The organism is Klebsiella sp. G-Nf4, assembly GCF_002810615.1.
GTDB classification, from domain to species: domain Bacteria; phylum Pseudomonadota; class Gammaproteobacteria; order Enterobacterales; family Enterobacteriaceae; genus Klebsiella; species Klebsiella variicola.
Map to the genome: position 1 here is coordinate 40,016 of NZ_PION01000013.1, position 23,907 is coordinate 63,922.

Here is a 23,907-nt window from a genome sequence, read left to right on the forward strand (position 1 = left end):
GAGACGGGCAGCTTACGCTGCCCGTCGAATGTACTCTTCAACGAGTACAAAGCATAACATACTTCCCGGCGATCAGTAACGCTGCCGCCACTCCGCATCGCTGAACAGCTTATCCTGCTGGCCCATAAAGTAGCGATAGTAGGCGTCATAGGAGAGGACATTCTTCACGTAGCCGCGGGTTTCCGAGAACGGAATACTCTCGATAAACGCCACCGCATCGATCCGTCCGGCGCTGTTCCCCTGCCAGGTACGAACCCGGCCCGGCCCGGCGTTATAGGCCGCCGAGGCATAGATACGATTATTGCCGAACTGCTGGTAGACATACTGCAGATAGCTGGTGCCGATATTGATATTGGTTTCCGGATCCAACAGCTGCGACGGGCCGCTGTAGCCGGGAATGCTGAACATGCTGACGGTATGCGTCGCGGTGCCCGGCATAATCTGCATCAGTCCACTGGCGCCAACCGGCGAGCGCACTTTCGGGTTCCAGGCACTCTCCTGGCGGGCAATCGCCATCGCATAGCTCTGCGGGATATCTTTGCCACTGATGTAACGCGCGAACAGATCGTTATACGCCAGCGGGAAGCGCTCCTCCAGCTGATCCCACAGTTTGCCGGCTATCGTCGCCTGCACGCTCAGATCCCACCAGTGCTGATCAAAAGCGTAACGCGCCAGCTGCGCCTGCTGGGATTTGGTACGGCTGGTGACCAGATTCGCCCATTCGGTGCGCGCGGTGTTATCCATATTCCAGTACATCAGTTCGCGTACCCGAGCCATCTCCGGACCGGAAGCCAGCGCTGGATCGATCGTTCCCGAGGCTTTATCGATGCGGAAGGTATACTCCTCGCCAAGTCGCTGCGCAGCGACCATCGGGTAGAAGCCTCGTTGTTGCATCAACGAGCGAAGGATCGCCTGCGCCTCCTCGTCCCTGCCGCGCTCCAGCAGCAGATCCGCTTGCCAGTAGCGCCATTCGTCTTTCTCTTTCGCCTCCATTGGCAGGCGCGCCAGCCAGGTGTTCAGGCCATGGCGATCGCCCGTTCCCAGCGCCATCCGCACGCGCCGCTCCACCAGCGGCGTGGACTGTGAGCGCATGATCGCGTCATCGCGCCAGATAGCCTGCTCTTCGGTCACATCGGTACCCATCAGGCGCCAGGCGACAATATCACGTAACTCCTGAGTCTGATCCTCATTGAGCTGCTGAGCCTGCACCAGCGAAGGGATCATCAGGCGGGCATTTTCCACATCCTGACGGGCGACGCTGGCGAAGGCAACGGCGGCCATCTGGCGGGTAAAGTCGGTCGCTCCGGTGGTGCGGGCGAAGGTCAGGACGCTGTTTGGATCGTTAGCCAGCGCGACGACGGCGGAAGCGATGCTCTGATAGTTGGCGGGCATCTGCTGAGCCAGCGATCTGACCAGCCCGATATTGCCGGCCTTCATCGCCAGGCGGATCCGTTCGAGATAGGCCAGCGGATCCTGCTGTCCGGAGTCGCGCCAGGCGCTGAACAGCGGCTCACAGGCGCCAGGCTGGTTCTTGCCCGTCAGCCACAGCTCTTTCGCCCCGCTCCAGGCTTCCTGCGACTGCCCTACGCTCAGCTTGGCGTAGTAATAGTTGCACTGCGCCTCGGTGCTGGTCGGCTTATCGGGACTAAACGCCAGTAGGCCGCGCCAGTCGCTGCGCCGGGCCAGTTCATTCACAAAGCGCGAACGTAATGAACGCGCCGGGGGCAGCGTCGGATTGGCGTCAATAAAGTTTTTCACTACCAGCGCCGGCTGGTTCATCAGATCGTCGGTGATCTGCCGGTACTGCAAATAGGGATACAGGGGATAAGTGCTTAACGTGGGCATCAGCTGATCGACCACATCCATCTGCCGGCTATCCCACGCCTGCTTAATTTGTGCGTAGCGACTGCGTTGTTCATCCAGTGAATCCGCATGCGCCAGCTGACTCAACGTCAACAGACCAACGCTGGCAGCCAAAAGATGCCACGCTATTTTTTTGGCTTTTTCCACAAGCTCTTCCTCTTTCCGGTGCATTTTCGCAGCATCGTGCCGCTTAAAAGCCCCTGCCGGTTCGGCAGGCAGCTTTACTTATGCTAATCAGACAACGCTAAACGCGCCATGTCCTGGACATTTTTTTACGCTTCTGTGAATCCTGTCGCCTCGCTGGGATTAGCGCGCGAAAAAGGCTACACTTCGGCTTTGAACTATCTATCAAAATAGAAAGAGGCGAAGTCCAACGTGGCTCAATTCGTTTATACCATGCATCGTGTCGGCAAAGTGGTTCCGCCGAAACGTCATATTTTGAAAAATATCTCCCTCAGCTTCTTCCCTGGCGCGAAAATCGGTGTGCTCGGTCTGAACGGCGCCGGTAAGTCTACCCTGCTGCGCATCATGGCCGGTATCGACACCGAGATCGAAGGTGAAGCGCGTCCGCAACCTGGCCTCAAAATCGGCTACCTGCCGCAGGAGCCGCAGCTCAACCCGGAGCACACTGTGCGCGAGTCCGTTGAAGAAGCGGTCGCCGAAGTGGTTAACGCGCTGAAGGGTCTGGACGAAGTCTATGCCAAATACGCCGAGCCGGATGCGGATTTCGATAAGCTTGCCGCTCAGCAAGGCAAGTTCGAAGAGATTATCCAGGCGCACGACGGTCACAACCTGAACGTGCAGCTTGAGCGCGCGGCCGATGCCCTGCGCCTGCCGGACTGGGATGCGAAAATCGCTAATCTTTCCGGTGGTGAACGCCGCCGCGTCGCGCTGTGCCGCCTGCTGCTGGAAAAACCAGACATGCTGCTGCTCGACGAGCCGACTAACCACCTGGATGCCGAGTCCGTCGCCTGGCTGGAACGCTTCCTGCACGACTTTGAAGGTACCGTCGTAGCGATTACCCACGACCGTTACTTCCTCGACAACGTCGCCGGCTGGATCCTCGAGCTTGACCGCGGCGAAGGTATTCCGTGGGAAGGTAACTACTCCTCCTGGCTGGAGCAGAAAGATCAGCGCCTGGCACAGGAAGCGTCTCAGGAAGCGGCGCGTCGCAAATCTATCGAGAAAGAACTCGAGTGGGTTCGCCAGGGTGCCAAAGGCCGTCAGTCCAAGGGCAAAGCCCGTCTGGCACGCTTTGAAGAGCTTAACAACGTCGAATACCAGAAACGTAACGAAACCAACGAACTGTTCATTCCGCCAGGCGCGCGTCTGGGCGATAAAGTTCTGGAAGTCAGCAACCTGCGTAAATCCTACGGCGACCGTCTGCTGATCGACGATCTGAGCTTCTCGGTACCGAAAGGCGCTATCGTCGGTATCATCGGTCCGAACGGCGCGGGTAAATCCACCCTGTTCCGCATGATGTCCGGCCAGGAACAACCAGATTCCGGCACCATCACCCTGGGTGAAACCGTTAAGCTGGCCTCCGTCGATCAGTTCCGCGACGCGATGGATAACAGCAAGACCGTGTGGGAAGAAGTGTCCGGCGGCCTGGATATCATGAAGATCGGCAACACCGAGATGCCGAGCCGCGCCTACGTGGGCCGCTTTAACTTCAAAGGCGTCGACCAGGGTAAACGCGTTGGCGAACTGTCCGGCGGTGAACGCGGTCGTCTGCACCTGGCGAAGCTGCTGCAGGTGGGCGGTAACGTCCTGCTGCTCGATGAACCAACCAACGACCTGGATATCGAAACCCTGCGCGCGCTGGAAAACGCCCTGCTGGAGTTCCCGGGCTGCGCGATGGTTATCTCGCACGACCGCTGGTTCCTTGACCGTATCGCCACCCACATTCTGGATTACCAGGATGAAGGTAAAGTTGAGTTCTTCGAAGGTAACTTTACTGAATACGAAGAGTACAAGAAACGCACCCTCGGCGCCGACGCGCTGGAGCCGAAGCGAATCAAGTACAAGCGTATCGCGAAATAAAACGCAAAAAGGCAACTTCGGTTGCCTTTTTTAATGTTTGCTCCCTCTCCCACCGGGAGAGGGTTGGGGTGAGGGCAAGGTAAATGCAAAAAGGCAACGCAAGTTGCCTTTTTTAGGGTTTGCTCCCTCTCCCACCGGGAGAGGGTTGGGGTGAGGGCAACAGCCCGCAGAGGACCTACCCCTGCTCCCCCATCAGCTGCTTCACCAGCTCGACGCAGCGCAGGAAGCGCGCATCGTAGTCCGACTCCTTAACATGGACAAACTCGATCTCGTTCTCTTTCAGCAGCGACACCAGCAGCGACTGAAACTCCTTGCGATCCACTGAGCTCCCAAGACTGCGCAGTCCATCGGCCACCCACGGGGTATTGTTCTCCAGCAGGATCACCAGGTCGAAACGGTATTCATCAATCAGCGCCTGCACGAACGGGTGCTCACGCCCTTCGTACTTCAGGCAGAAGGCCTGAGTGCTGACGAAATCGGTATCGATAAATGCCACTTTGTTGGCGTATTTCACTGCAAAATCAATATACTGCGCATGTCCGAGGGCAATTTTATCGTAATCCGAATACTGGAGGGCCATCTCATCGCCGCCGAGATGCGAAAAGACATAATCCCGGCCATACTCCCAGGCGCTGGTGGTATTGAAGATATTGGCGAGCTTATTGACCAGCGTCGATTTACCGCTCGACTCGCCGCCGAGGATCGCCACCGTCCGCACAAAGAACGGTTTCACTTCCGTCGGAATATATTCCCAGTAGCGGAACGGGTTCTCACGGATCTGCCCGCCGCTAATATTCATAAAGGTCCGCTTAGGATCGATAAGCACCGTCTCGATCCCCAGATGCTCAAGGTACTGCGGCGCATCGGCCTCTTCCGAGGTATAGATCCGGTTCGGCTCGATCCCTTTTTCGCTCATAAAAGCGCGGATCCCATGACTCCAGACGTCCCAGCCGTGCGGATAGGGCTCCATTCCCTCTTCATTGAAGGCGTGGATGCGAATATTCTTCTGATATTTAAAGGTCTGCAGCAGCCAGCGCAGGCGGTCAGGCACCGTCGGCTGTTGCGACATGGCGCTCTCTTCAAACAGCTCGCGGTCGCGGGTGTCATCATAGCCCATGATGATATGCAGCTCATCGACCTGACTACAGGCGCGCTGTATCAGGTAAATATGCCCGGTATGCAGCGGGTAAAACTTACCAAACACCACACCGACGCTTTTCTGTCGGCGGGGAAACTCCAGCCCGAGAAAACGATGCAGTGCTTCAAGCTTCTGCGCGCTCGGGCTTTTGATTTTGGCGTTCAACAGCTGGCTGAGATACCCTTTGGTCATTCCGCTGGCTTCCGCCACCTGCTGCAGCGTACAGCCTTTCTGCTTAATGGCGCTTTTTAAATAGTCAAATGACGACATCGCTAATCTCCTTTTAACTTATTATAAGTCGTCAAAAACGCTTAGCGCGTCTGAAAGCTTTTTCACACCAAAGATTTGCATGCCTTCCGGCACTTTTTTCGGCACATTGGCCGCCGGGACGATGGCGCGGCGGAAACCATGCTTCGCCGCTTCGGAGATACGCTCCTGACCGCTCGGCACCGGGCGGATCTCGCCGGCTAGCCCGACTTCGCCAAAGACGACCAGATCCTGCGGCAGCGGGCGGTCACGCAGGCTGGAAACCATCGCCAGCAGCAGCGCCAGGTCGGCGCTGGTTTCTGTGACTTTGACCCCGCCAACCACGTTGACGAAGACGTCCTGATCGGCCATCTGCAGGCCGCCGTGGCGGTGCAGCACCGCCAGCAGGATCGCCAGACGGTTCTGTTCCAGCCCCACCGCCACGCGGCGCGGGTTGGACATCATCGAGTGATCCACCAGCGCCTGGATCTCCACCAGCAGCGGACGAGTCCCTTCCCAGACCACCATCACCGAACTGCCGGAGGTGATTTCATCTCCCCGGCTGAGGAAGATAGCGGATGGGTTGCTGACTTCGCGCAGGCCCTGCTCGGTCATGGCGAAAACGCCGAGTTCATTGACCGCGCCAAAACGGTTTTTGTGGCTGCGCAGGGTGCGGAAACGAGAATCGGCATCGCCGTCCAGCAGTACCGAGCAGTCGATACAGTGTTCCAGCACCTTCGGACCGGCCAGCGAGCCGTCTTTGGTAACGTGGCCGACCATCACAATCGCCACGCCGCGAGTTTTGGCAAAGCGCGTCAAATAGGCCGCGGTTTCACGTACCTGGGCGACACTGCCCGGCGACGACTGCACGTCAGCCATATGCATCACCTGAATGGAGTCGATCACCATCAGTTGCGGCTTTTCTTCATCGGCAATCTGACAGATCTGCTCAATGCTGGTTTCCGAGAGCATGTTCAGGTTCGCCGTTGGCAATCCGAGACGATGCGCGCGCATCGCCACCTGCTGTAGGGACTCCTCCCCGGTGACGTACAGGGTTTTCATCCCCTCCGCCAGTTTGCAGAGGGTTTGCAGCAGCAGCGTCGATTTCCCAGCTCCTGGGTTGCCGCCAATCAGGATAGCGCTTCCCGGCACTACGCCGCCGCCCAGCACGCGGTCAAATTCTTTAAAGCCGGTGGAGAAACGCGGCAGCGCTTCCAGGCTGATGTCCGACAGCTTCTGTACCTTCGACACGCCGGCGTTACCGGCATAGCCTGACAGACGCTCGTTTCTCGCCACCTGCGGCGACGCGGCGATGCGCATCTCGGTGATGGTATTCCAGGCATGGCAGGCGCTGCACTGCCCCTGCCAGCGCGGATAATCCGCACCACATTCATTACAGACAAATGCGCGTTTTGGAGCTTTCGCCACGTTTACCTCTTACTTTTGGTTCATGCTGCCCGAGAGAATACAGAATACCCCCATCAGGTCAGCGTGGCGGATAGTCACTTCCGCCTGTTCATTCACTTTAGGCTTCGCGTGATAGGCGATGCCGAGGCCTGCCGCCTTAATCATCGGCAGGTCGTTGGCGCCATCACCGATAGCCACAGTTTGCGCCGTTGGGATCTCATACTTTTCCGCCAGCTTGCGCAGCGTATTGGCTTTATATTTCGCATCGACGATATCGCCAAGCACGTTGCCGGTGAGCTTGCCGTCGCGGATCTCCAGTTCATTGGCGAACACCGCGTCGAGATGTAGCTTGTCGCGCAGGTACTCCGCAAAGAAGGTGAAGCCGCCGGAGGCGATCGCCACTTTCCAGCCCAGCGTTTCCAGCTTGAGCACCAGCTGTGCCAGGCCCGGCATCAGCGGCAGCGCGTCGCGAACCTGCAGCAAAATACTGGCATCCGCATCTTTCAGCGTCGCCACGCGCTGGCGCAGGCTGGCGGTGAAGTCCAGTTCCCCGCGCATCGCCCGCTCGGTCACTTCCGAGACCAGCTCGCCGGTACCGGCCAGTTTCGCAATCTCATCAATGCATTCGATCTGGATCGCCGTGGAGTCCATATCCATCACCAGTAGCCCAGGGGTGCGCAGATGGGGGATTTTACCCAATGGCGCGACGTCCAGCCCCGCCTCATGCGCCAGTCGCGTCGCACGGGGAGTCAGCGAACCGGCCAGGCGGATCACCTGGTAATCCTCGACCACCCAGGAGGCAACGATCACTAACGCGGCGCCCAGCTCGCGCTGCCAGTCCGTCAGACGGCGCTTATTCAGCCCACGCCCGTACAGCAGCCAGCCGCTGCGCCCGGCGTGATAATCCAGCGGCATGACCTCATCGCCGCTCAGGGAAAGCGGCAACCCAGGCCACAGGGAAACGTCTTCAGGCAGGTCGCACCAGGTCAAACTGTTAGGCATTACGGCTCCACATCTCTTCATTCAGGCGAGGAAAATAACGCATGAGGCTACCTTGTAACCAGCGCTTCTGGCAACATTAAGCTGCAAATTTTCAAAGGTGGAATATGGTTCGCGCAAAACTGAAATTCCGGCTGCATCGTGCGGTCATTGTCCTTATCTGTCTCGCCCTGCTCGTCGCATTGATGCAGGGCGCTTCGTGGTTCAGTCAGAACAGTCAGAAACAACGCAATCCGCAGCTGGAAGAGCTGGCCCGCACGCTGGCGCAGCAGGTGGTACTGAATCTCGTACCGCTGATGCGCAGCGAAACACCGGACGAGAAGCGCATTAATCAACTGTTGACGCAGCTGACCCATAACAGCCGCGTACTGGACGCCGGCGTGTATGACGAACAGGGCGACCTGGTGGCACGCTCTGGCGAAAGCGTCGAGGTTCGCGACCGGCTGGCGCTGGATGGCAAAAAAGCCGGCGGCTACTTCAACCAGCAGATTGTCGAGCCGGTTCCGGGAAAAAACGGTCCGCTGGGCTACCTGCGTCTGACCCTCGATACCCATACCCTGGCAACCGAGGCGAAGCAGGTGGATAATACCACCAATATATTACGCCTGATGCTGTTGCTGTCATTGGCTATCGGCGTGGTGCTGACCCGCACGCTGCTACAGGGCAAACGCACCCGCTGGCAGCAATCGCCCTTCCTGCTCACCGCCAACAAGCCGGTTGAGGATGAAGACGATGAAAAGAAAGGAAATCTATAATGTCCACATTGCGCCTCCTGCTCTCTGACTCTTACGACCCGTGGTTCAACCTGGCGGTCGAGGAGTGTATTTTCCGCCAGATGCCCGCCACCCAGCGGGTGCTGTTCCTGTGGCGCAATGCCGATACCGTGGTCATCGGCCGCGCCCAGAACCCGTGGAAGGAGTGTAATACCCGACGCATGGAAGAGGACCACGTGCGGCTGGCCCGTCGCAGCAGCGGCGGCGGCGCGGTGTTCCACGACCTCGGCAATACCTGCTTTACCTTTATGGCAGGCAAACCGGAGTACGACAAAACCGTCTCCACCGCTATCGTGCTGGCGGCGCTGAATTCGCTCGGCGTAACCGCCGAAGCCTCCGGGCGCAACGATCTGGTTGTCAAAACTGACAACGGCGACCGCAAAGTCTCGGGCTCCGCCTATCGCGAAACCATGGACCGCGGTTTTCATCACGGTACCCTGCTGCTGAATGCCGATTTAAGTCGCCTCGCTAACTACCTTAACCCGGACCAGAAAAAGTTACAGGCTAAAGGCATTACCTCGGTGCGCGGTCGCGTGGCGAACCTGGTTGATCTGCTGCCGGGCATTACCCATCAGCAAGTTTGCGAGGCGATTCAGGAGGCGTTCTTCAGCCATTACGGCGAAAGGGTGGACGCCGAGGTGATCTCCCCGGACAACACGCCGGACCTGCCGAATTTTGCCGAGACCTTCGCCCGCCAGAGCAGCTGGGAGTGGAACTTCGGTCAGGCGCCGGCCTTCTCTCATCTGTTGGACGAGCGCTTTCGCTGGGGCGGCGTTGAGCTGCATTTTGATGTCGAGAAAGGTCATATCACCCGCGCGCAAGCCTTTACCGATAGCCTGAACCCGGCACCGCTGGAGGCCCTGGCGGCACGCTTAGTCGGCTGTCAGTATCGGGCGGAAGTCTTGCAGCAACAGTGTGAGGCGCTGGTCGGCGATTTCCCGGAGCAGGAAGCGGAACTGAAAGAACTGTCGGCGTGGATAGCCGGCGCGGTGCGCTAATAAAAAGCCCGCTGCGCTTAGCGGGCCTGGAAAACCGTAGGCCGGGTCAGGCGAAGCTGCCACCCGGCACAACAGGTCTTACTCTTTATCGCCCAGCAGTACCGATTCCAGCGCGATTTTGATCATATCGTTGAAGGTCGTCTGACGCTCAGCGGCAGTGGTCTGCTCGTGGGTACGGATGTGGTCGGAAACGGTGCAGATGGTCAGCGCTTTCGCGCCGAATTCTGCCGCCACGCCGTAGATCCCGGCCGCTTCCATTTCCACGCCCAGGATGCCGTATTTTTCCATCACGTCGAACATGGACGGGTCTGGCGTGTAGAACAGGTCAGCGGAGAAGATGTTGCCCACGCGCGCGTCAACGCCCAGCGCTTTCGCCGCGTCTACCGCGTTACGCACCATACCGAAATCGGCAATCGCCGCGAAATCATGGTCTTTGAAACGCAGACGGTTCACTTTAGAGTCGGTGCACGCGCCCATGCCGATCACCACGTCACGCAGTTTGACATCTTCACGCACCGCGCCGCAGGAGCCCACGCGGATGATTTTCTTCACGCCGAAATCGGTGATCAGCTCTTTGGTGTAGATTGAGCAGGACGGGATACCCATCCCGTGGCCCATCACGGAGATTTTGCGGCCTTTATAAGTACCGGTGAAGCCCAGCATGCCGCGCACGTTGTTCACTTCACGAACGTCTTCAAGGAAGGTTTCTGCAATGTGCTTCGCGCGCAGCGGGTCGCCCGGCATCAAAACGACGTCAGCGAAATCGCCCATTTCTGCGTTAATGTGAGGAGTTGCCATCTTCAGTTCCTTTTACATTGTTGTTTTTGCCGGGTGGCGGCTACGCCTTACCCGGCCTACAAATCGTAGGCCCGGATCGCTGTGCGCCACCGGGCAATGACCTCAGAACATGGCTTTGCCATATTCCATGTCAGACGTACCAAAGTATTTCGCAATAGTCTGGCCGATGTCCGCGAAGGTTTCACGGTGACCGAGCGAACCCGGTTTCACTTTCGGGCCGTACACCAGCACCGGAATATGCTCGCGGGTATGGTCGGTACCGGTCCAGGTCGGGTCGCAGCCGTGGTCGGCGGTGAGGATCAGAATGTCGTCCTCGCCAACCAGCTCCATCAGCTCCGGCAGACGGCGGTCGAACAGCTCCAGACCCGCTGCGTAGCCGGCGACATCGCGACGGTGGCCCCAGGAGGAGTCAAAGTCGACGAAGTTAGTGAAGACGATGGTCTCGTCGCCGGCTTCCTTCATCTCTTTGATGGTCGCGTCGAACAGCGCGTCCAGCCCGGTGGCTTTCACTTTCTTAGTGATGCCGCAGTTGGCGTAGATGTCGGCGATTTTACCGACGGACACCACGTGGCCGTTTTTCTCGTCAACCAGCTTCTGCAGCACGGTCGGCGCCGGCGGCTCGACCGCCAGGTCGTGACGGTTGCCGGTACGCTGGAAGTTACCGGCTTTATCGCCGATAAACGGACGGGCGATGACGCGGCCAATGTTGTAGCCGCCTTCGGTCAGCTCTTCGCGGGCGATTTCGCACAGCTCATACAGCTTGTCGAGGCCAAAGGTCTCTTCGTGACAGGCGATCTGGAACACCGAGTCAGCAGAGGTATAGAAAATCGGTTTCCCGGTTTTCATGTGCTCTTCGCCCAGTTGATCGAGGATCACCGTCCCGGAAGAGTGGCAGTTGCCGAGGTAGCCCGGCAGGTTCGCACGCTTCACCAGCTTATCCAGCAGCTCCTGCGGGAAGCTGTTTTCATGATCGCTGAAGTAGCCCCAGTCAAACAGCACCGGCACACCGGCGATTTCCCAGTGACCGGACGGCGTATCTTTACCAGAAGAGAGTTCATGCGCCCAGGCATAGGCACCAATCACTTCGGCATTGCCATCCATTCCGGCGGCAATTTTACCGGTAGAACCTTCATGCGCTTTCACCAGACCCAGACGGGTCAGATTCGGTAAATTCAGCGGGCCTTTGCGGCCATTGTCAGCCTCGCCTTTGGCGCAGGCTTCCGCAATGTGGCCCATCGTATCGGCGCCGACGTCGCCAAAGCGGTCAGCGTCTTCCGTTGCACCAATCCCAAAGGAGTCCAGCACCATGATAAATGCACGTTTCATCTTGTTCTCCATACATCTTGCGCTGCAAAAAAGCGATCAGATCAGTATATCGCTATTCAGTGATGCGGCGATAGACTGTCGGTGTAATTTCCGGGGCTTTATCGTCCAGTTTAATGGCCGCGTTGACCGCTTTCGCGGCCTCCTGCCAGCTGTTCTCGTCTTTGGCATGGATCACCGCCAGCGGACGCTGTCCGTCGACGCGGTCACCCAGACGCGCCATATCGGTAAAGCCAACGCTATAGTCAATGGTGTCTGATGCCTGGCGGCGGCCGCCACCCATAGAAACCACTGCCATTCCCAGCGCGCGAGTATCCATCGCGCTAATAAAACCTTCGGTATCAGCATAGACCGCTTTGCTCAGCATCGCCGTCGGTAGATAATGATCATAATTCTCGACAAAGTCGGTCGGCCCTTTCTGCGCCGCGACCATGCGGCCAAAGACTTCCGCCGCTTTACCGTTATCCAGCACCGCCTGCAGCTTCGCGCGCGCCTCGGCGTCATCCGCCGCCAGCTTGCCGGAGATCAGCATTTCCACACACAGCGCCATCGTCACGTCGAACAGGCGTGGGTTGCGATATTCGCCGGTCAGGAACTGCACCGCTTCGCGAACTTCAACGGCGTTGCCGGCGCTGGATGCCAGCACCTGATTCATATCGGTCAGCAGCGCTGTGGTACGCACGCCAGCGCCGTTGGCAACACCCACGATCGCTTCGGCCAGCGCGGCAGAGAGTTCATAAGTCGGCATAAAGGCACCACTGCCGACTTTGACGTCCATCACCAGCGCGTCCAGCCCTTCCGCCAGTTTCTTGGCCAGAATCGAGGCGGTAATCAACGGGATGGAGTCCACCGTCGCGGTAATATCGCGGGTGGCGTAGAAACGTTTGTCGGCCGGAGCAAGCGAGCTGGTCTGCCCGATAATCGCCACGCCGACATCTTTAATAATCTCGCGGAAGCGGTTGTCGTCCGGGAAGATATCGAAGCCCGGGATCGCTTCCAGTTTATCCAGCGTACCGCCGGTATGGCCGAGACCACGCCCGGAGATCATCGGTACATAACCGCCGCAGGCGGCCACCATTGGTCCCAGCATCAGCGAGGTCACGTCACCCACGCCGCCGGTGGAATGTTTATCGACGATCGGGCCGTTGAGGTTAAGGCTTTTCCAGTTGAGAACGGTGCCGGAATCCCGCATCGCCATGGTCAGCGAAACACGCTCCGGCATAGACATATCGTGGAAGAAAATGGTCATCGCCAGCGCGGCGATCTGTCCTTCTGAGATAGTATTGTCGCGGATGCCGTTGATGAAAAAGCGGATCTCTTCATCGCTTAATGCATGACCATCACGTTTTTTACGAATAATTTCTTGTGCGAGAAACACGGTAACCTCCCAAAGAGAATAAATTGCCGGATGATGGCTCGAACGCCTTATCCGGCCTACAGGCATCCATTCGTAGGCCGGATAAGCGCAGCGCCATCCGGCAAATCAAGGGATTAGTAGCTGCTGGCGCTCTTGCCGTCGCCGTGGCCGAGCGCTTTCAGCAGGCTAGCCAGCAGGCTGGATGCGCCAAAACGATAGTGACGAGAATCGGCCCAGTCGGCACCGAACAGTTCATCTGCGATCGCCAGGAACTGCTGCGCATCTTCCGCGCTGCGTACGCCGCCGGCAGGCTTGAAGCCAACGGTTTTCTCAACGCCCATATCGCGGATCACTTCCATCATGATGCGCGCACTTTCCGGCGTCGCATTCACCGGCACTTTACCGGTCGAAGTTTTGATAAAGTCAGCGCCTGCCTTGATAGAGATTTCAGACGCTTTGCGGATCAGCGCTTCTTCTTTCAGCTCACCGGTTTCGATGATCACTTTCAGCAGCACGTTGGCCGCCGCACAAGCCTCTTTACAGGCTTTCACCAGGTCGAAACCAACCTGCTCGTTGCCGGCGATCAGCGCGCGGTACGGGAAGACCACGTCCACTTCATCGGCACCGTAAGCGATCGCTGCGCGGGTTTCCGCCAGCGCAATGTCGATATCGTCATTACCGTGTGGGAAGTTGGTGACCGTAGCGATGCGAATATCCGGCGTCCCTTGCTCATTCAGCGTTTTACGGGCAATCGGGATGAAGCGCGGGTAGATGCACACCGCCGCAGTGTTACCCACCGGGGTTTTCGCCTGATGACACAGGGCAATGACTTTCTCATTGGTGTCGTCGTCATTCAGAGTGGTCAGATCCATCAGTTTTAACGCGCGCAGGCTGCTTGCTTTTAAATCAGTCATTTCATACTCCGCCGGCGTCAGGCCGGATCAATAGTTTGTTCACCTTGCGAGTCTGTTACTATTGTAACATCCACTCGCCACCACACTTCGACATTCATCACAGTTAATGAAAACCACTTACTAATTTGCATTACTGTAATGTGATATAAGTCACAATTAATCATCAGTTATCGCGACGCTTACCTTTACGTCCTGTTTAAGCATAACCGGCAAAGCGCAGTGAGTGATGATGTTATTATTCTAACATATTCCACTGAAGTTTCTCGACGCCACGGCGCACAATTTGTGCATGCCGTCGCCATAAACAACACTTTATTGTTGAGATATAAAGAATTTTAGATGGATAAAAAATGATGGAATTATCACAACAGGCGCAACCCGAAGCCTGCTTCGCCTCGGACGGAAAAGGAGGAACTTAGGCCGTCAGCGCGGAAAAGAGGCTTTTTGTATTCGCCATCATCGCGGCTTCAATCGTCGGTGCGGGTTCCGCGCGCAGTTCACATAGCGCGTCAAATACGCGCGCCACCTGTTCAGGGCGGTTCGGCTGGCCCTGAAAACCATTCAGCGGCATATCCGGCGCATCGGTCTCCAGCAGCAGCGCGGAAAGTGGCAGACGCGCCATCACTTCACGGGTTTTGCTGGCGCGCGGATAGGTAATGGTGCCGCCAACGCCAATCTTATAGCCGAGCTGAACGAAGCGCTCGGCCTGCTGCAGGCTGCCGGCGAAGCCATGTACCACGCCGGTGCGCGGCAGGGCATGTTTTTTCAGCAGCATCGCCAGCTTATCGTGGGTGCGTCGGGAGTGGAGGATAACCGGCAGATCGTAACGCTTCGCCAGCCTCAGTTGCTCCTCCAGCAGCGCTTGCTGACGGTCAAACTGCGGATCGTCGCGATAGAGATCGAGGCCAATCTCCCCCACCGCCACCAGTTTTGGCGGGCGCAGGGACAGACACTTCTCCAGCTGCGCCAGCCCCTCATCGGCATGCTGCTCAATGACGATCGGATGCATGCCCAGCGCGGCGTACAGCGCCTCATGCTGCGCCGCCAGCGCCAGCACCCGGTTAAAACGCGCAGCGGAGATAGCCGGGACAATGATCTGCCCGACACCAGCCTGCGCCGCTCGCGCCAGGCTGGCGGTTTCATCCTCGGCGAAGGGAGGAAAATCAAAGTGGCAGTGGGTATCGATAAAACGGTGGCTCATGCCAGATCCTCATGATCAAAGCTGGCGTCATTCGCCTGCGGTGCAGGAATGATGGTCGCCTGAGGCGCTTCATTGGCCACCGGTACGGGCGGCACCACCACCGGCGCAGGCCGGGCAATACGCGGCGCATGGCGCAGCAGCGGCGGCCGATCAGCCAGCAGTTTACCTACCGTCGCCAGGAAATAGCGGCCACACTGACGGCCGGTTTTGTAGTCCTCCAGCAGCGCCGGCAGCCGACTGCCAAGTGCCATACTGCGCAATGGCCGCTGCGGGTAGATTTCGAAGATCCGCAGCTTACCGGGCGGCTTCTCGATGAACTGCTGGATAGCGCGGTAAGTGTTTTCGTGGTGGTGCACCAGATTGACCAGCGGCTGTAGGCTGCTCTCCCCCAGCCAGCGCTCCATCCGCTTAAACCACTGCGGGGTATAAAACATCTGCGAGGGGACGGTACGGATCACCACGATGGTCTGCGCACCACGGCGGGCCGCCTCCTGCACCGGGACGGCATCGCTAATACCGCCGTCAAGGTAGCTGACGCCGTCAAGCAACACGCCGCTGCGATAAAAGCCGGGGATGGCGCTGGAGGCGCGGATCAGGTCCAGCCATGTTTGCGGCGTCGGCGAAAAATAGCTGGCAGAGTAATCGTCACCGCGGCAGGCACACATCCACAGCTCTTTCCCCAACGCGAACTGCGCTTCGGCGTAGTTCATGGCCAGCGGCATTTGCTGTGAGGTGGCCTCCACCAGCCAGTCGAGGTCGATAAGGTTGCCGCCGCGGACAAAGCGCATCGGATCGAAAAACTGGCGTGAGGTGGTGTAGCGGGTAATGACTTTACGGGCATACCCTTGTTGATTACACATATAGGCAGAGAGATTTTGCGCGCCGGCGGAGGTGCCCAGCATTATGTCGAAGGGGTTAAATCCGGCGCGCATGAATTCGTCCAGCACCCCGGCGGTGAAAATCCCTCGTTGACCACCCCCTTCGCACACCAGCGCCAGCTTGCCCGGTCGAAAGGGTTTAACCGCCAGCGGGGCGATATTGCCCAGCGTGACGGGAATGCGTTGCCCCACCCTGCTTTCCTGTTCGATTGGTCTTCTCCTGACAAAGTAACGCAATTTGTCTGTCGCTTAAACCGCGAAAGCCAGTCCGGAGGACTGGCTTTGTGTAAGATGACGTGTCAGTAAAAACGCTCAGGCTTCAGCATCGCCCGGATTGTGGGCCGCCTAAGGACGTCTGCGTCCTGTAAACAGGCTCACCAGGAACAGGATAATCCCGACGACAAAGACGATTTTCGCGGCGCCAGCGGCAGTACCCGCCAGACCACCAAAGCCCAGGGCCGCAGCAATTAATGCAATGACCAGAAAAATAATTCCCCATCGAAACATACTTTTCTCCTTACCATAATGGACGGTGAACAGCGGTTTTCGCACCCTTTCTGTATAGCTCATCGCTCAGTGGATGCTGCTATTCGTTCGGCAACCTTGGCCAGACAACACTTTTGTTAATAACTCGATTTACTTAACGCTAAGATCGTTGCGGACACTTTTCACGCCGGAGACCGCTTTCGCAATCTCTGCCGCACGCTCCGCCTGCGCCGCGGAAGCCACCGTACCGGTCAGATGCACCGCGCCGGCGTTGGTTTCAACTTTCACATTGCGTGAAGGAACAATATCATCCGCCAGCAGCTTGGCTTTCACTTCACTGGTAATGGCGGTATCCCCGGCATACCCTTTCAGCGTCGCTGTCTCACTCGATGAGGTGTGATGGACCTTCAGCTTATCGTCGACGCGAGAGACGCCTTCGACCCCTTTCGCTACGCTCAGTGCCTGGCTTTTCTGCTCAGCGCTGTTGACGTTGCCACTGAGGGTGACCACTTTGTTTTCCGTTTTCACCGAGATATCGCCGGAGTTAATATCTTTATGGTCGATCAGCGCCGCTTTTACCCGCGCGGTAATGGTGCTGTCATCCATAAAATCGCCGACTTTGTTAATCGAATTGTCTACCGCCTCTCCCGCATTGCTGGCAGCCGACTTCGCACTGTCTACCGTTGTTTTTTCCGTCTCTGCCGAGGCGTTCAACGCGGCTAAGCCTAAGAAGAGCGCCAGCAACATATTGGCATTCTTTAGTCTGGTCATCGTGATGTCCTCGTTTTTTCACCAGCGCTGGCGTTTGAAAGCAGTGAATTACGCCAGCATTTTTAAAATCACGAATTAAATATAGTAGACAGACGAAGGGGTTGCGGATGATATGGACAAAAAACAGACGAATTAGCGGTGTTTTAAGAACTTTCCAGAAGGAGGGAAACGCGGGCCTGGGAAGAAAAAAGCGCGGGCTATGCCGCGCTTCATCAGGGATTAGTGTTCGCGCGTTTTGCGGAACACCACGTCAGGATAACGCTCCTGCGTCAGGTTCAGGTTGACCATCGTCGGGGCGATATAGGTCAGGTTATCGCCGCCATCCAGCGCCAGCTGAACTTCGTTTTTACGTTTAAACTCTTCGAATTTCTTCACATCCGTGGATTCAACCCAGCGCGCGGTGGCCACGTTGACCGATTCGTAAATCGCTTCCACGTTGTATTCGCTTTTCAGACGCGCTACCACCACGTCAAACTGCAGCACACCAACGGCGCCGACGATCAGATCGTTATTGGCGATCGGACGGAAGACCTGTACCGCACCCTCTTCAGAGAGCTGAACCAGCCCTTTCAGCAGCTGTTTCTGCTTCAGCGGATCCTTCAGGCGAATACGACGGAACAGTTCCGGTGCGAAGTTCGGAATACCGGTGAACTTCATCATCTCGCCCTGGGTGAAGGTATCGCCAATCTGAATGGTGCCGTGGTTATGCAGGCCGATGATATCGCCCGGATACGCTTCTTCAACGTGAGAACGGTCGCCAGCCATAAAGGTCAGTGCGTCGGAAATCACCACATCCTTGCCAATACGCACCTGACGCAGCTTCATGCCTTTCTCATATTTGCCGGACACCACACGCATAAAGGCCACGCGGTCGCGGTGTTTCGGGTCCATGTTGGCCTGAATTTTAAACACGAAACCGGTGAATTTCTCTTCTGCGGCCGTCACTTCACGCGTATCGGTGTTACGCGGCATCGGCGCCGGCGCCCACTCCACCAGGCCATCCAGCATATGGTCAACGCCGAAGTTACCTAACGCGGTCCCGAAGAACACCGGGGTGATTTCGCCCGCCAGGAACAGATCTTTATCGAACTCGTTTGACGCGCCCTGCACCAGTTCCAGCTCGTCGCGCAACTGCTGCGCCAGGTCTTCCCCCACCGCCGCGTCGAGTTCCGGGTTGTTGAGCCCTTTCACGATGCGCACTTCCTGAATGGTGTGGCCTTTACCGGTCTGATACAGGTAGGTTTCGTCTTTGTAGAGATGATAAACGCCTTTGAACAGCTTGCCGCAGCCGATAGGCCAGGTAATCGGCGCGCAGCCGATTTTCAGCTCATTCTCAACTTCATCCAGCAACTCCATCGGATCGCGGATATCACGGTCGAGTTTGTTCATAAAGGTGAGGATCGGCGTGTCGCGCAGACGGGTAACTTCCATCAGCTTACGGGTCCGGTCTTCAACGCCTTTCGCCGCGTCGATCACCATCAGACAGCAGTCAACCGCCGTCAGAGTACGGTAGGTATCTTCGGAGAAGTCTTCGTGCCCCGGCGTATCCAGCAGGTTCACCAGGCAGTCGTGATACGGGAACTGCATCACCGAGGTGGTGATTGAGATCCCACGCTGCTTTTCCATCTCCATCCAGTCGGACTTTGCATGCTGGCTGGAGCCACGGCCTTTTACGGTACCGGCGGTCTGAATCGCCTGTCCGAACAGCAGCACCTTTTCGGTGATGGTGGTCTTACCGGCATCCGGGTGAGAAATAATGGCAAAAGTGCGGCGTTTGGCCACCTCTTGCAGATAAGGAGACAACGTCATAATTAATCTTCTAAGTAAACGCAGCAACGGGCTGCGCATGTGGAATACGAAAAATTGCGGCTATTTTACCCATCAATGGGGGGGAGGCAATCAGTGTTTACACAGGAGCTGCTCCAGTTCGCTTAACGAGGTCACCGTCCAGTCGGGCCGCAGGTCTGCCGGCAGCGTTTGCTGATGCGCATTCAACCAGCAGGTGGCCAGTCCGGCATTGACGCCGCCGCGGATATCCGACTCGGCGGTATCGCCGACCATCAATACCCTGTCGCGCGACGGGTTACCCGCCTGCGCCAGCGCGTAATCGAAGATGCGCGCATCCGGCTTGGCGACGCCGACTTCTTCAGAAATAATCAGTAAATCAAAGTGATCGCGTAAACCTGTGCGTTCCAGACGAGTCTGCTGCAGCGAGGTAAAACCGTTGGTGATGATGCCCATCCTGACCTTGCCCTGCAGCGCGTTGAGCAGCGAGACCGCCCCCGGCAGCGGGGCACAGATTTCCGCCATCGCATTCATAAACGCGTCGTTGAGCTCACCCGGCTTAACGTTCAAACGTTCCGCCCAGCTGTCAAAGCGCTGGTGCTGCAGCTGCAGCGAGGTGATGACGCCGTTTTGATAATCCACCCACAGCGGCTTATTCACGGCCTGATAGTCCTGAAAATCTTCGGCGGTAAATGTCACGCTGTAGTCGAGAAACATCCGCTGTAAGCCGCTGAAAGAATCAAACGAAAACAACGTTTCATCGGCATCAAAGAAAATCCAGTCCCATTTCATCGTATCACCTTGTCTTACATACTGATTGGCAGAGCCATAATAATGGCGTCTTCGCGCCCGTCGACCGTCGGATAGTAGTTGCGGCGGATGGTCGCTTCGTTAAAGCCCACGCTTTCATAGAGCGCAATGGCGGCAGCGTTGGAAGCGCGCACCTCCAGCCACAGCGTGACGACGCCGCGTTTTTCAACTTCATCAATAACATGTTCCAGCAGTTCCCGTCCCAGGCCACGGCGCTGGTATGGCGGGTCGACCGCGATGTTAAACAGCGTCGCTTCATCGAGGACTATCTGAGTAATGGCGAACGCCGCCATTTCCCCATCCACTGCCAGTTGGTAATTCAGATAACGTTCACCCTGATTGCTGGCAAAGGTCTGTTCGCTCCACGGGAAAGCGTGGGCGCGTTTTTCGATTTGCCAGGCGTGGGATAAATCAGCCGTGCTGAGGGTAGAAATCGTGTTCATGTGCGCAGATTTGTTGCCAGAGCGCCCTGCGAGCGGGCGCGCTGGTCTGAAGTTCATCAAAAGCGGGGGTGGACACCTGGGCGCCCGCCAGCGGCAGCGACGCCTCTGTGCCCAACCGCCAGCTGTTGCAACGGCTGTCTTGCGGCAGCATCGCCACCCGCTCGGGGGTAAGCTGCAGGACCTGATCTGGCGTCACGGCCAGCGCGCGTAATATGTCGCCAATCAGCGGCTCTGTCAGCGACGGCGGGGTTTCTGCCACCATCACCAGACGAATATGTTCAGGAAGCGAGATAGCGATTTCGCCCTGCAACGCCCCCGGTCGGCGCAGCGCCCACTGGGTAATGCCCAGCTGCTGTAATTGCCAGTCTCGTCGGGATGTCATAGCGAAACACTCCTGGTAAACAAGCGCGCAATATAGCAAATCCGTCGTATCTGCGCCAACAAACTACTATAATCGGCGCCAGTCTTAATGAAGGAGTGTTTCATGTCCGCTTTTACCCCGGCAAGTGAAGTCTTGCTGCGCCACAGTGATGATTTCGAGTCCGCCCGCGTTCTGTTTGCCGGTGACCTGCAGGATGACCTGCCTGCGCGTCTGGATACCGCGGCCAGCCGCGCTCATACCCAACAGTTCCACCACTGGCAGGTCCTGAACCGTCAGATGGGTGACAACGTCCGTTTTAGCTTAGTGGCCGAGGCCACCGACGTCGCCGATTGCGACACCCTGATCTACTACTGGCCGAAGAACAAACCCGAGGCGCAGTTCCAGCTGATGAACCTGCTCTCTCTGCTGCCAGTGGGAATCGATATTTTCGTCGTTGGGGAAAACCGTAGCGGCGTTCGCAGCGCAGAGCAAATGCTGGCCGAGTATGCCCCGCTGAATAAAATCGACAGCGCCCGTCGCTGTGGTCTCTATCATGGCCGTCTGGAAAAGCAGCCAACCTTCGACGCCGAAGCATTCTGGGGCGAGTATGCGCTGGATAATCTGACAATTAAAACGCTGCCTGGCGTGTTTAGTCGCGACGGTCTGGACGTCGGCAGTCAGCTGCTGCTGTCCACTCTCGAGCCGCATACCAAAGGGAAAGTGCTGGACGTCGGCTGCGGCGCTGGCGTACTGGCCGCGGTGTTGGCCAGCCATTCGCCGAAGGTGCGTCTGACCCTGTGCGACGTCAGCGCCCCGGCAGTTGAAGCCAGCCGCGCGACACTTGCCGCTAATGGTTTTGCAGGCGATGTGTTTGCCAGCAACGTCTTCTCCGAGGTCAATGGCCGGTTCGATATGATTATCTCCAACCCGCCATTCCATGACGGACTGCAGACCAGCCTCGAAGCGGCCCAGGCGCTGATCCGCGGCGCAGTTCGCCATCTGAACAGCGGCGGCGAACTGCGCATTGTCGCTAACGCCTTCCTGCCATATCCCCAGGTGCTGGATGAGATGTTCGGCTTCCATGAGGTGATCGCCCAGACAGGACGCTTTAAGGTCTATCGCACCATCATGACCCGCCAGGCGAAAAAATAATCGCCTTCTCGCGCCAGCGACCCATTCGGGTACCGCTGGCGCTTCCTCCAGGCAAACCCGCCCATTTTTGCAGCAATCGATACAACCTGCATAATTAACTATTGACGTGCCGCCGAAAACCACTAGAATGCGCCTCCGTGGTAACGATACTTTCATAGTGTCGATGGTATGCGAAGGTGGCGGAATTGGTAGACGCGCTAGCTTCAGGTGTTAGTGTCCTTACGGACGTGGGGGTTCAAGTCCCCCCCCTCGCACCATAATCCACGAAGATATTGCTCGCACTGGGCGAAGGTGGCGGAATTGGTAGACGCGCTAGCTTCAGGTGTTAGTGTCCTTACGGACGTGGGGGTTCAAGTCCCCCCCCTCGCACCAACGAGGCAATATCCTAAAGAAAGAATACTGTGCGAAGGTGGCGGAATTGGTAGACGCGCTAGCTTCAGGTGTTAGTGTCCTTACGGACGTGGGGGTTCAAGTCCCCCCCCTCGCACCAATATTCTTCTCTCTTCTGGCATTATCCCCTCAGTTTGACATCCAGAATCATCAGCATTATTCCACCAATCAATGCAACGCAAGATGGCAACAGGATAAAATGGCGCAGTTGGCGATGCCATATCATCGCCGCGGACATCAGCATGCCCACCGCGACCAGCGCTCGCCACACATCGGCCGATACCCCGGCATACCCGAGAGCGGCAATCAGCCCGCCGGGAACCACCACCCCCCAACCACTCCCTAATGCTCGCTGCAACATGGCTTCACCTCTCATATCGATAATGATAACCAATATCATATGATAATTTTTATCATTTGTCATTTACCCTGCGCCCGCAGCTTATTCTTTACGTTCGCGGTAATGACATACATTCATGAAGGTGATAAATTAAGCGGATTACCGATATATATTAAATATTTTGCTTATTTTGCAAATAACCTTTTTTTGCACATTGTTATCAGACTCTTCATTTTTGGCTTTCATCATTTTGAAATTTAACGACTAATAATGATTCTTCCGATATGACTGCACAAACCTGGCGAGCACACTACGCACAAAAATATCAATATTCTTTACGGCTTTTTTTACTGCTTAATTTCATTTCCTCCACTCTGTCGCTGGTCAGCCCACTATTTACGGTAGTTCGTTTTACGCTGCCCTGTGCCCTGATCGTGGCCTGCAGCGGGCTGTTGCTGCTCTGGCACTGGAAATGGCCGCAAGCGAAAATAAATATTCCGGCTATCTCATTGTTATTTGGTATGCTCTGGGCATGGCACGTGGTGGCAAAAGCGATGCTATTGACACCGCCACATTTTAACTATCTGGTGATCGCCCTATTAAGCATTCTGTTTATCGGCACCATCGCTTTTTCCAATAATATCACTGCCTTTACCCTTCACTCTTTACCGACTTTCCTTGTCTGCCTGATAATGTCAGAGGGGGAACAATGGTTGCGCATGACCTACTGTTTTGTGCTGCCTATTGCCGGTATTACCCTGCAAAATATTATCCAGAAGCGCAACGATGCCTTCACACAAGGATTAATGGATAAACTGATGCAGGAACGCAACACGCTCAACGATCTCAGTATGCTGGACCCCCTGACCGGTTTATATAATCGCCGCGGGCTGCAGAACCGCCTCGACACCCTGCTGGCGCTGGACGGCGACAACCACTTTGTGCTGCTCCTCGATATCGATCACTTTAAAGCTTATAACGACCACTATGGCCATATGATGGGCGACCAGGCGCTGATTCGCGTCTCTGCCGCGATCCGCAACGCCGTGCGCTCGCGCGATATTGTCGCTCGCTTTGGTGGGGAAGAGTTTATGGTGCTGCTGACCAACAGCAGCGAGGAAACCGCCTGGCAGGCTGCCGAACGCATTCGTCAGCGGGTCTATGATCTGAAGATCCCGCATATGTTTAATGAAAGTGTCGCCACCAACGTCACCATCAGCATTGGTCTGACGCCGTTAATTGATGACAACATTGAGCAAGCGCTGGAACGAGCTGACGGCGCACTGTATGAGGCCAAAAATAAAGGACGCAATATTATTCTTGCCAGTTAGCTTTACCTTCGCGCGCCGCGGTATCGCGGCGCCGACAAACTCCTTGCCATGCCGCCTGCAAACAACTAATATCGGGAATCATTATCATTTAGATTTGTAT

Annotated in this window: 23 protein-coding genes and 3 tRNA genes; 9 read left to right on the forward strand and 17 right to left on the reverse strand. The window is 56.8% G+C overall.

From position 1 onward, the window contains the following. Positions 1 to 72: 72 nt before the first annotated feature. The gene (sltY, locus tag CWM57_RS22605) at positions 73 to 2,010 is read right to left on the reverse strand and encodes a murein transglycosylase (RefSeq protein ID WP_100676449.1); all 1,938 of its coding nucleotides are present in this window, start codon (positions 2,008 to 2,010) and stop codon (positions 73 to 75) included. Positions 2,011 to 2,238: 228 nt separating this feature from the next. Between sltY and ettA the strand changes: the two genes are divergently transcribed. Continuing rightward, positions 2,239 to 3,906, forward strand: a complete 1,668-nt coding sequence (gene ettA / locus CWM57_RS22615) for an energy-dependent translational throttle protein EttA (protein ID WP_061155838.1) — start codon at positions 2,239 to 2,241, stop codon at positions 3,904 to 3,906. A 175-nt stretch (positions 3,907 to 4,081) separates the two neighbouring features. Here the strand turns inward: ettA and nadR are convergent, their stop codons facing one another. Genes nadR through serB form a run of 3 tightly spaced genes read right to left on the reverse strand, consistent with a single transcriptional unit; the run spans position 4,082 to position 7,699 of the window. Next, positions 4,082 to 5,314, reverse strand: a complete 1,233-nt coding sequence (gene nadR / locus CWM57_RS22620; RefSeq protein ID WP_002887802.1) for a multifunctional transcriptional regulator/nicotinamide-nucleotide adenylyltransferase/ribosylnicotinamide kinase NadR — start codon at positions 5,312 to 5,314, stop codon at positions 4,082 to 4,084. Positions 5,315 to 5,335: 21 nt separating this feature from the next. Beyond that, positions 5,336 to 6,718, reverse strand: a complete 1,383-nt coding sequence (gene radA / locus CWM57_RS22625; RefSeq protein WP_002887800.1) for a DNA repair protein RadA — start codon at positions 6,716 to 6,718, stop codon at positions 5,336 to 5,338. A gap of 9 nt (positions 6,719 to 6,727) precedes the next feature. Further along, positions 6,728 to 7,699, reverse strand: a complete 972-nt coding sequence (serB, locus tag CWM57_RS22630) for a phosphoserine phosphatase (protein ID WP_016160266.1) — start codon at positions 7,697 to 7,699, stop codon at positions 6,728 to 6,730. 104 nt (positions 7,700 to 7,803) lie between these two features. On the opposite strand from serB, the gene CWM57_RS22640 reads away from it, so the two are divergent. After that, on the forward strand, positions 7,804 to 8,451 hold the full coding sequence (locus CWM57_RS22640; protein WP_012542920.1) for a YtjB family periplasmic protein: 648 nt from the start codon (positions 7,804 to 7,806) through the stop codon (positions 8,449 to 8,451). Further along, the gene (lplA, locus tag CWM57_RS22645; protein ID WP_061155840.1) at positions 8,451 to 9,467 is read left to right on the forward strand and encodes a lipoate--protein ligase LplA; all 1,017 of its coding nucleotides are present in this window, start codon (positions 8,451 to 8,453) and stop codon (positions 9,465 to 9,467) included. The genes CWM57_RS22640 and lplA overlap by 1 nt, the downstream gene beginning before the upstream one ends. A gap of 78 nt (positions 9,468 to 9,545) precedes the next feature. Here the strand turns inward: lplA and deoD are convergent, their stop codons facing one another. The 12 genes from deoD to CWM57_RS22705 form a co-directional block, all read right to left on the reverse strand. Then, positions 9,546 to 10,265, reverse strand: coding sequence for a purine-nucleoside phosphorylase (gene deoD / locus CWM57_RS22650; RefSeq protein ID WP_002887789.1), 720 nt, complete (start codon positions 10,263 to 10,265; stop codon positions 9,546 to 9,548). 102 nt (positions 10,266 to 10,367) lie between these two features. Then, on the reverse strand, positions 10,368 to 11,591 hold the full coding sequence (deoB, locus tag CWM57_RS22655; protein WP_012542922.1) for a phosphopentomutase: 1,224 nt from the start codon (positions 11,589 to 11,591) through the stop codon (positions 10,368 to 10,370). A gap of 52 nt (positions 11,592 to 11,643) precedes the next feature. Next, a complete protein-coding gene (gene deoA, locus CWM57_RS22660; protein WP_074387116.1) occupies positions 11,644 to 12,966 on the reverse strand; it encodes a thymidine phosphorylase in 1,323 nt (440 codons plus the stop codon). Positions 12,967 to 13,079: 113 nt separating this feature from the next. Next, positions 13,080 to 13,859 carry a deoxyribose-phosphate aldolase gene (gene deoC / locus CWM57_RS22665; RefSeq protein ID WP_015368381.1) on the reverse strand — a complete coding sequence of 260 codons (780 nt, stop codon included), beginning with the start codon at positions 13,857 to 13,859 and terminating at the stop codon, positions 13,080 to 13,082. Between the two features lie 415 nt (positions 13,860 to 14,274). Continuing rightward, positions 14,275 to 15,060: a TatD family hydrolase gene (locus tag CWM57_RS22670; RefSeq protein ID WP_074387117.1), complete on the reverse strand. Its 786-nt coding sequence runs from the start codon at positions 15,058 to 15,060 to the stop codon at positions 14,275 to 14,277. Next, positions 15,057 to 16,130 (reverse strand): patatin family protein, encoded by a 1,074-nt coding sequence (locus tag CWM57_RS22675; protein WP_074387118.1) that lies wholly within the window; start codon positions 16,128 to 16,130, stop codon positions 15,057 to 15,059. The genes CWM57_RS22670 and CWM57_RS22675 overlap by 4 nt, the downstream gene beginning before the upstream one ends. A gap of 153 nt (positions 16,131 to 16,283) precedes the next feature. Continuing rightward, entirely contained in the window at positions 16,284 to 16,445 is a 162-nt protein-coding gene (locus CWM57_RS22680; RefSeq protein WP_002887716.1) for a DUF1328 domain-containing protein, read from the reverse strand. 129 nt (positions 16,446 to 16,574) lie between these two features. Beyond that, positions 16,575 to 17,195 (reverse strand): molecular chaperone OsmY, encoded by a 621-nt coding sequence (gene osmY, locus CWM57_RS22685; RefSeq protein WP_048267429.1) that lies wholly within the window; start codon positions 17,193 to 17,195, stop codon positions 16,575 to 16,577. Between the two features lie 219 nt (positions 17,196 to 17,414). Continuing rightward, positions 17,415 to 19,004, reverse strand: a complete 1,590-nt coding sequence (gene prfC, locus CWM57_RS22690; RefSeq protein ID WP_074387119.1) for a peptide chain release factor 3 — start codon at positions 19,002 to 19,004, stop codon at positions 17,415 to 17,417. A gap of 90 nt (positions 19,005 to 19,094) precedes the next feature. Beyond that, a complete protein-coding gene (gene yjjG, locus CWM57_RS22695) occupies positions 19,095 to 19,772 on the reverse strand; it encodes a pyrimidine 5'-nucleotidase (RefSeq protein WP_061155848.1) in 678 nt (225 codons plus the stop codon). Positions 19,773 to 19,786: 14 nt separating this feature from the next. Further along, positions 19,787 to 20,233, reverse strand: coding sequence for a ribosomal protein S18-alanine N-acetyltransferase (rimI, locus tag CWM57_RS22700; RefSeq protein ID WP_100676413.1), 447 nt, complete (start codon positions 20,231 to 20,233; stop codon positions 19,787 to 19,789). Beyond that, entirely contained in the window at positions 20,202 to 20,615 is a 414-nt protein-coding gene (locus tag CWM57_RS22705) for a DNA polymerase III subunit psi (RefSeq protein WP_074387121.1), read from the reverse strand. Before CWM57_RS22705 ends, rimI begins: the two co-directional genes overlap by 32 nt. Positions 20,616 to 20,717: 102 nt before the next feature. Between CWM57_RS22705 and rsmC the strand changes: the two genes are divergently transcribed. From rsmC to CWM57_RS22725, 4 genes are all read left to right on the forward strand, one after another. Beyond that, entirely contained in the window at positions 20,718 to 21,746 is a 1,029-nt protein-coding gene (rsmC, locus tag CWM57_RS22710; RefSeq protein ID WP_074387122.1) for a 16S rRNA (guanine(1207)-N(2))-methyltransferase RsmC, read from the forward strand. A 170-nt stretch (positions 21,747 to 21,916) separates the two neighbouring features. After that, a tRNA-Leu gene (locus tag CWM57_RS22715) sits at positions 21,917 to 22,003 on the forward strand. A gap of 28 nt (positions 22,004 to 22,031) precedes the next feature. Beyond that, positions 22,032 to 22,118: transfer RNA gene (locus CWM57_RS22720), tRNA-Leu, on the forward strand. A 31-nt stretch (positions 22,119 to 22,149) separates the two neighbouring features. Continuing rightward, positions 22,150 to 22,236: transfer RNA gene (locus CWM57_RS22725), tRNA-Leu, on the forward strand. Between the two features lie 21 nt (positions 22,237 to 22,257). Here CWM57_RS22725 and CWM57_RS22730 read toward each other — a convergent pair. Continuing rightward, positions 22,258 to 22,497: a DUF1435 domain-containing protein gene (locus CWM57_RS22730; protein ID WP_077268433.1), complete on the reverse strand. Its 240-nt coding sequence runs from the start codon at positions 22,495 to 22,497 to the stop codon at positions 22,258 to 22,260. Between the two features lie 102 nt (positions 22,498 to 22,599). Here CWM57_RS22730 and CWM57_RS27920 point away from each other — a divergent pair, with 102 nt between their 5' ends. Together CWM57_RS27920 and CWM57_RS22740 are read left to right on the forward strand one after the other, a co-directional pair. Beyond that, positions 22,600 to 22,737: a hypothetical protein gene (locus tag CWM57_RS27920; protein ID WP_226682212.1), complete on the forward strand. Its 138-nt coding sequence runs from the start codon at positions 22,600 to 22,602 to the stop codon at positions 22,735 to 22,737. A 23-nt stretch (positions 22,738 to 22,760) separates the two neighbouring features. Further along, on the forward strand, positions 22,761 to 23,807 hold the full coding sequence (locus CWM57_RS22740; protein ID WP_061155851.1) for a GGDEF domain-containing protein: 1,047 nt from the start codon (positions 22,761 to 22,763) through the stop codon (positions 23,805 to 23,807). The last annotated feature ends 100 nt before the right edge of the window (positions 23,808 to 23,907 follow it).

Bases quoted from the DNA above. Each gene is read 5' to 3' on its own strand.
- nadR (WP_002887802.1), bottom strand. From the start codon at position 5,314: ATGTCGTCATTTGACTATTTAAAAAGCGCCATTAAGCAGAAAGGCTGT.
- CWM57_RS27920 (WP_226682212.1), top strand. From the start codon at position 22,600: ATGACATACATTCATGAAGGTGATAAATTAAGCGGATTACCGATATAT.
- CWM57_RS22730 (WP_077268433.1), bottom strand. From the start codon at position 22,497: ATGTTGCAGCGAGCATTAGGGAGTGGTTGGGGGGTGGTGGTTCCCGGC.
- serB (WP_016160266.1), bottom strand. From the start codon at position 7,699: ATGCCTAACAGTTTGACCTGGTGCGACCTGCCTGAAGACGTTTCCCTG.
- CWM57_RS22740 (WP_061155851.1), top strand. From the start codon at position 22,761: ATGACTGCACAAACCTGGCGAGCACACTACGCACAAAAATATCAATAT.
- lplA (WP_061155840.1), top strand. From the start codon at position 8,451: ATGTCCACATTGCGCCTCCTGCTCTCTGACTCTTACGACCCGTGGTTC.
- rsmC (WP_074387122.1), top strand. From the start codon at position 20,718: ATGTCCGCTTTTACCCCGGCAAGTGAAGTCTTGCTGCGCCACAGTGAT.
- yjjG (WP_061155848.1), bottom strand. From the start codon at position 19,772: ATGAAATGGGACTGGATTTTCTTTGATGCCGATGAAACGTTGTTTTCG.
- CWM57_RS22670 (WP_074387117.1), bottom strand. From the start codon at position 15,060: ATGAGCCACCGTTTTATCGATACCCACTGCCACTTTGATTTTCCTCCC.
- rimI (WP_100676413.1), bottom strand. From the start codon at position 20,233: ATGAACACGATTTCTACCCTCAGCACGGCTGATTTATCCCACGCCTGG.
- osmY (WP_048267429.1), bottom strand. From the start codon at position 17,195: ATGACCAGACTAAAGAATGCCAATATGTTGCTGGCGCTCTTCTTAGGC.
- CWM57_RS22680 (WP_002887716.1), bottom strand. From the start codon at position 16,445: ATGTTTCGATGGGGAATTATTTTTCTGGTCATTGCATTAATTGCTGCG.
- CWM57_RS22705 (WP_074387121.1), bottom strand. From the start codon at position 20,615: ATGACATCCCGACGAGACTGGCAATTACAGCAGCTGGGCATTACCCAG.
- prfC (WP_074387119.1), bottom strand. From the start codon at position 19,004: ATGACGTTGTCTCCTTATCTGCAAGAGGTGGCCAAACGCCGCACTTTT.
- CWM57_RS22640 (WP_012542920.1), top strand. From the start codon at position 7,804: ATGGTTCGCGCAAAACTGAAATTCCGGCTGCATCGTGCGGTCATTGTC.
- deoD (WP_002887789.1), bottom strand. From the start codon at position 10,265: ATGGCAACTCCTCACATTAACGCAGAAATGGGCGATTTCGCTGACGTC.
- deoB (WP_012542922.1), bottom strand. From the start codon at position 11,591: ATGAAACGTGCATTTATCATGGTGCTGGACTCCTTTGGGATTGGTGCA.
- deoC (WP_015368381.1), bottom strand. From the start codon at position 13,859: ATGACTGATTTAAAAGCAAGCAGCCTGCGCGCGTTAAAACTGATGGAT.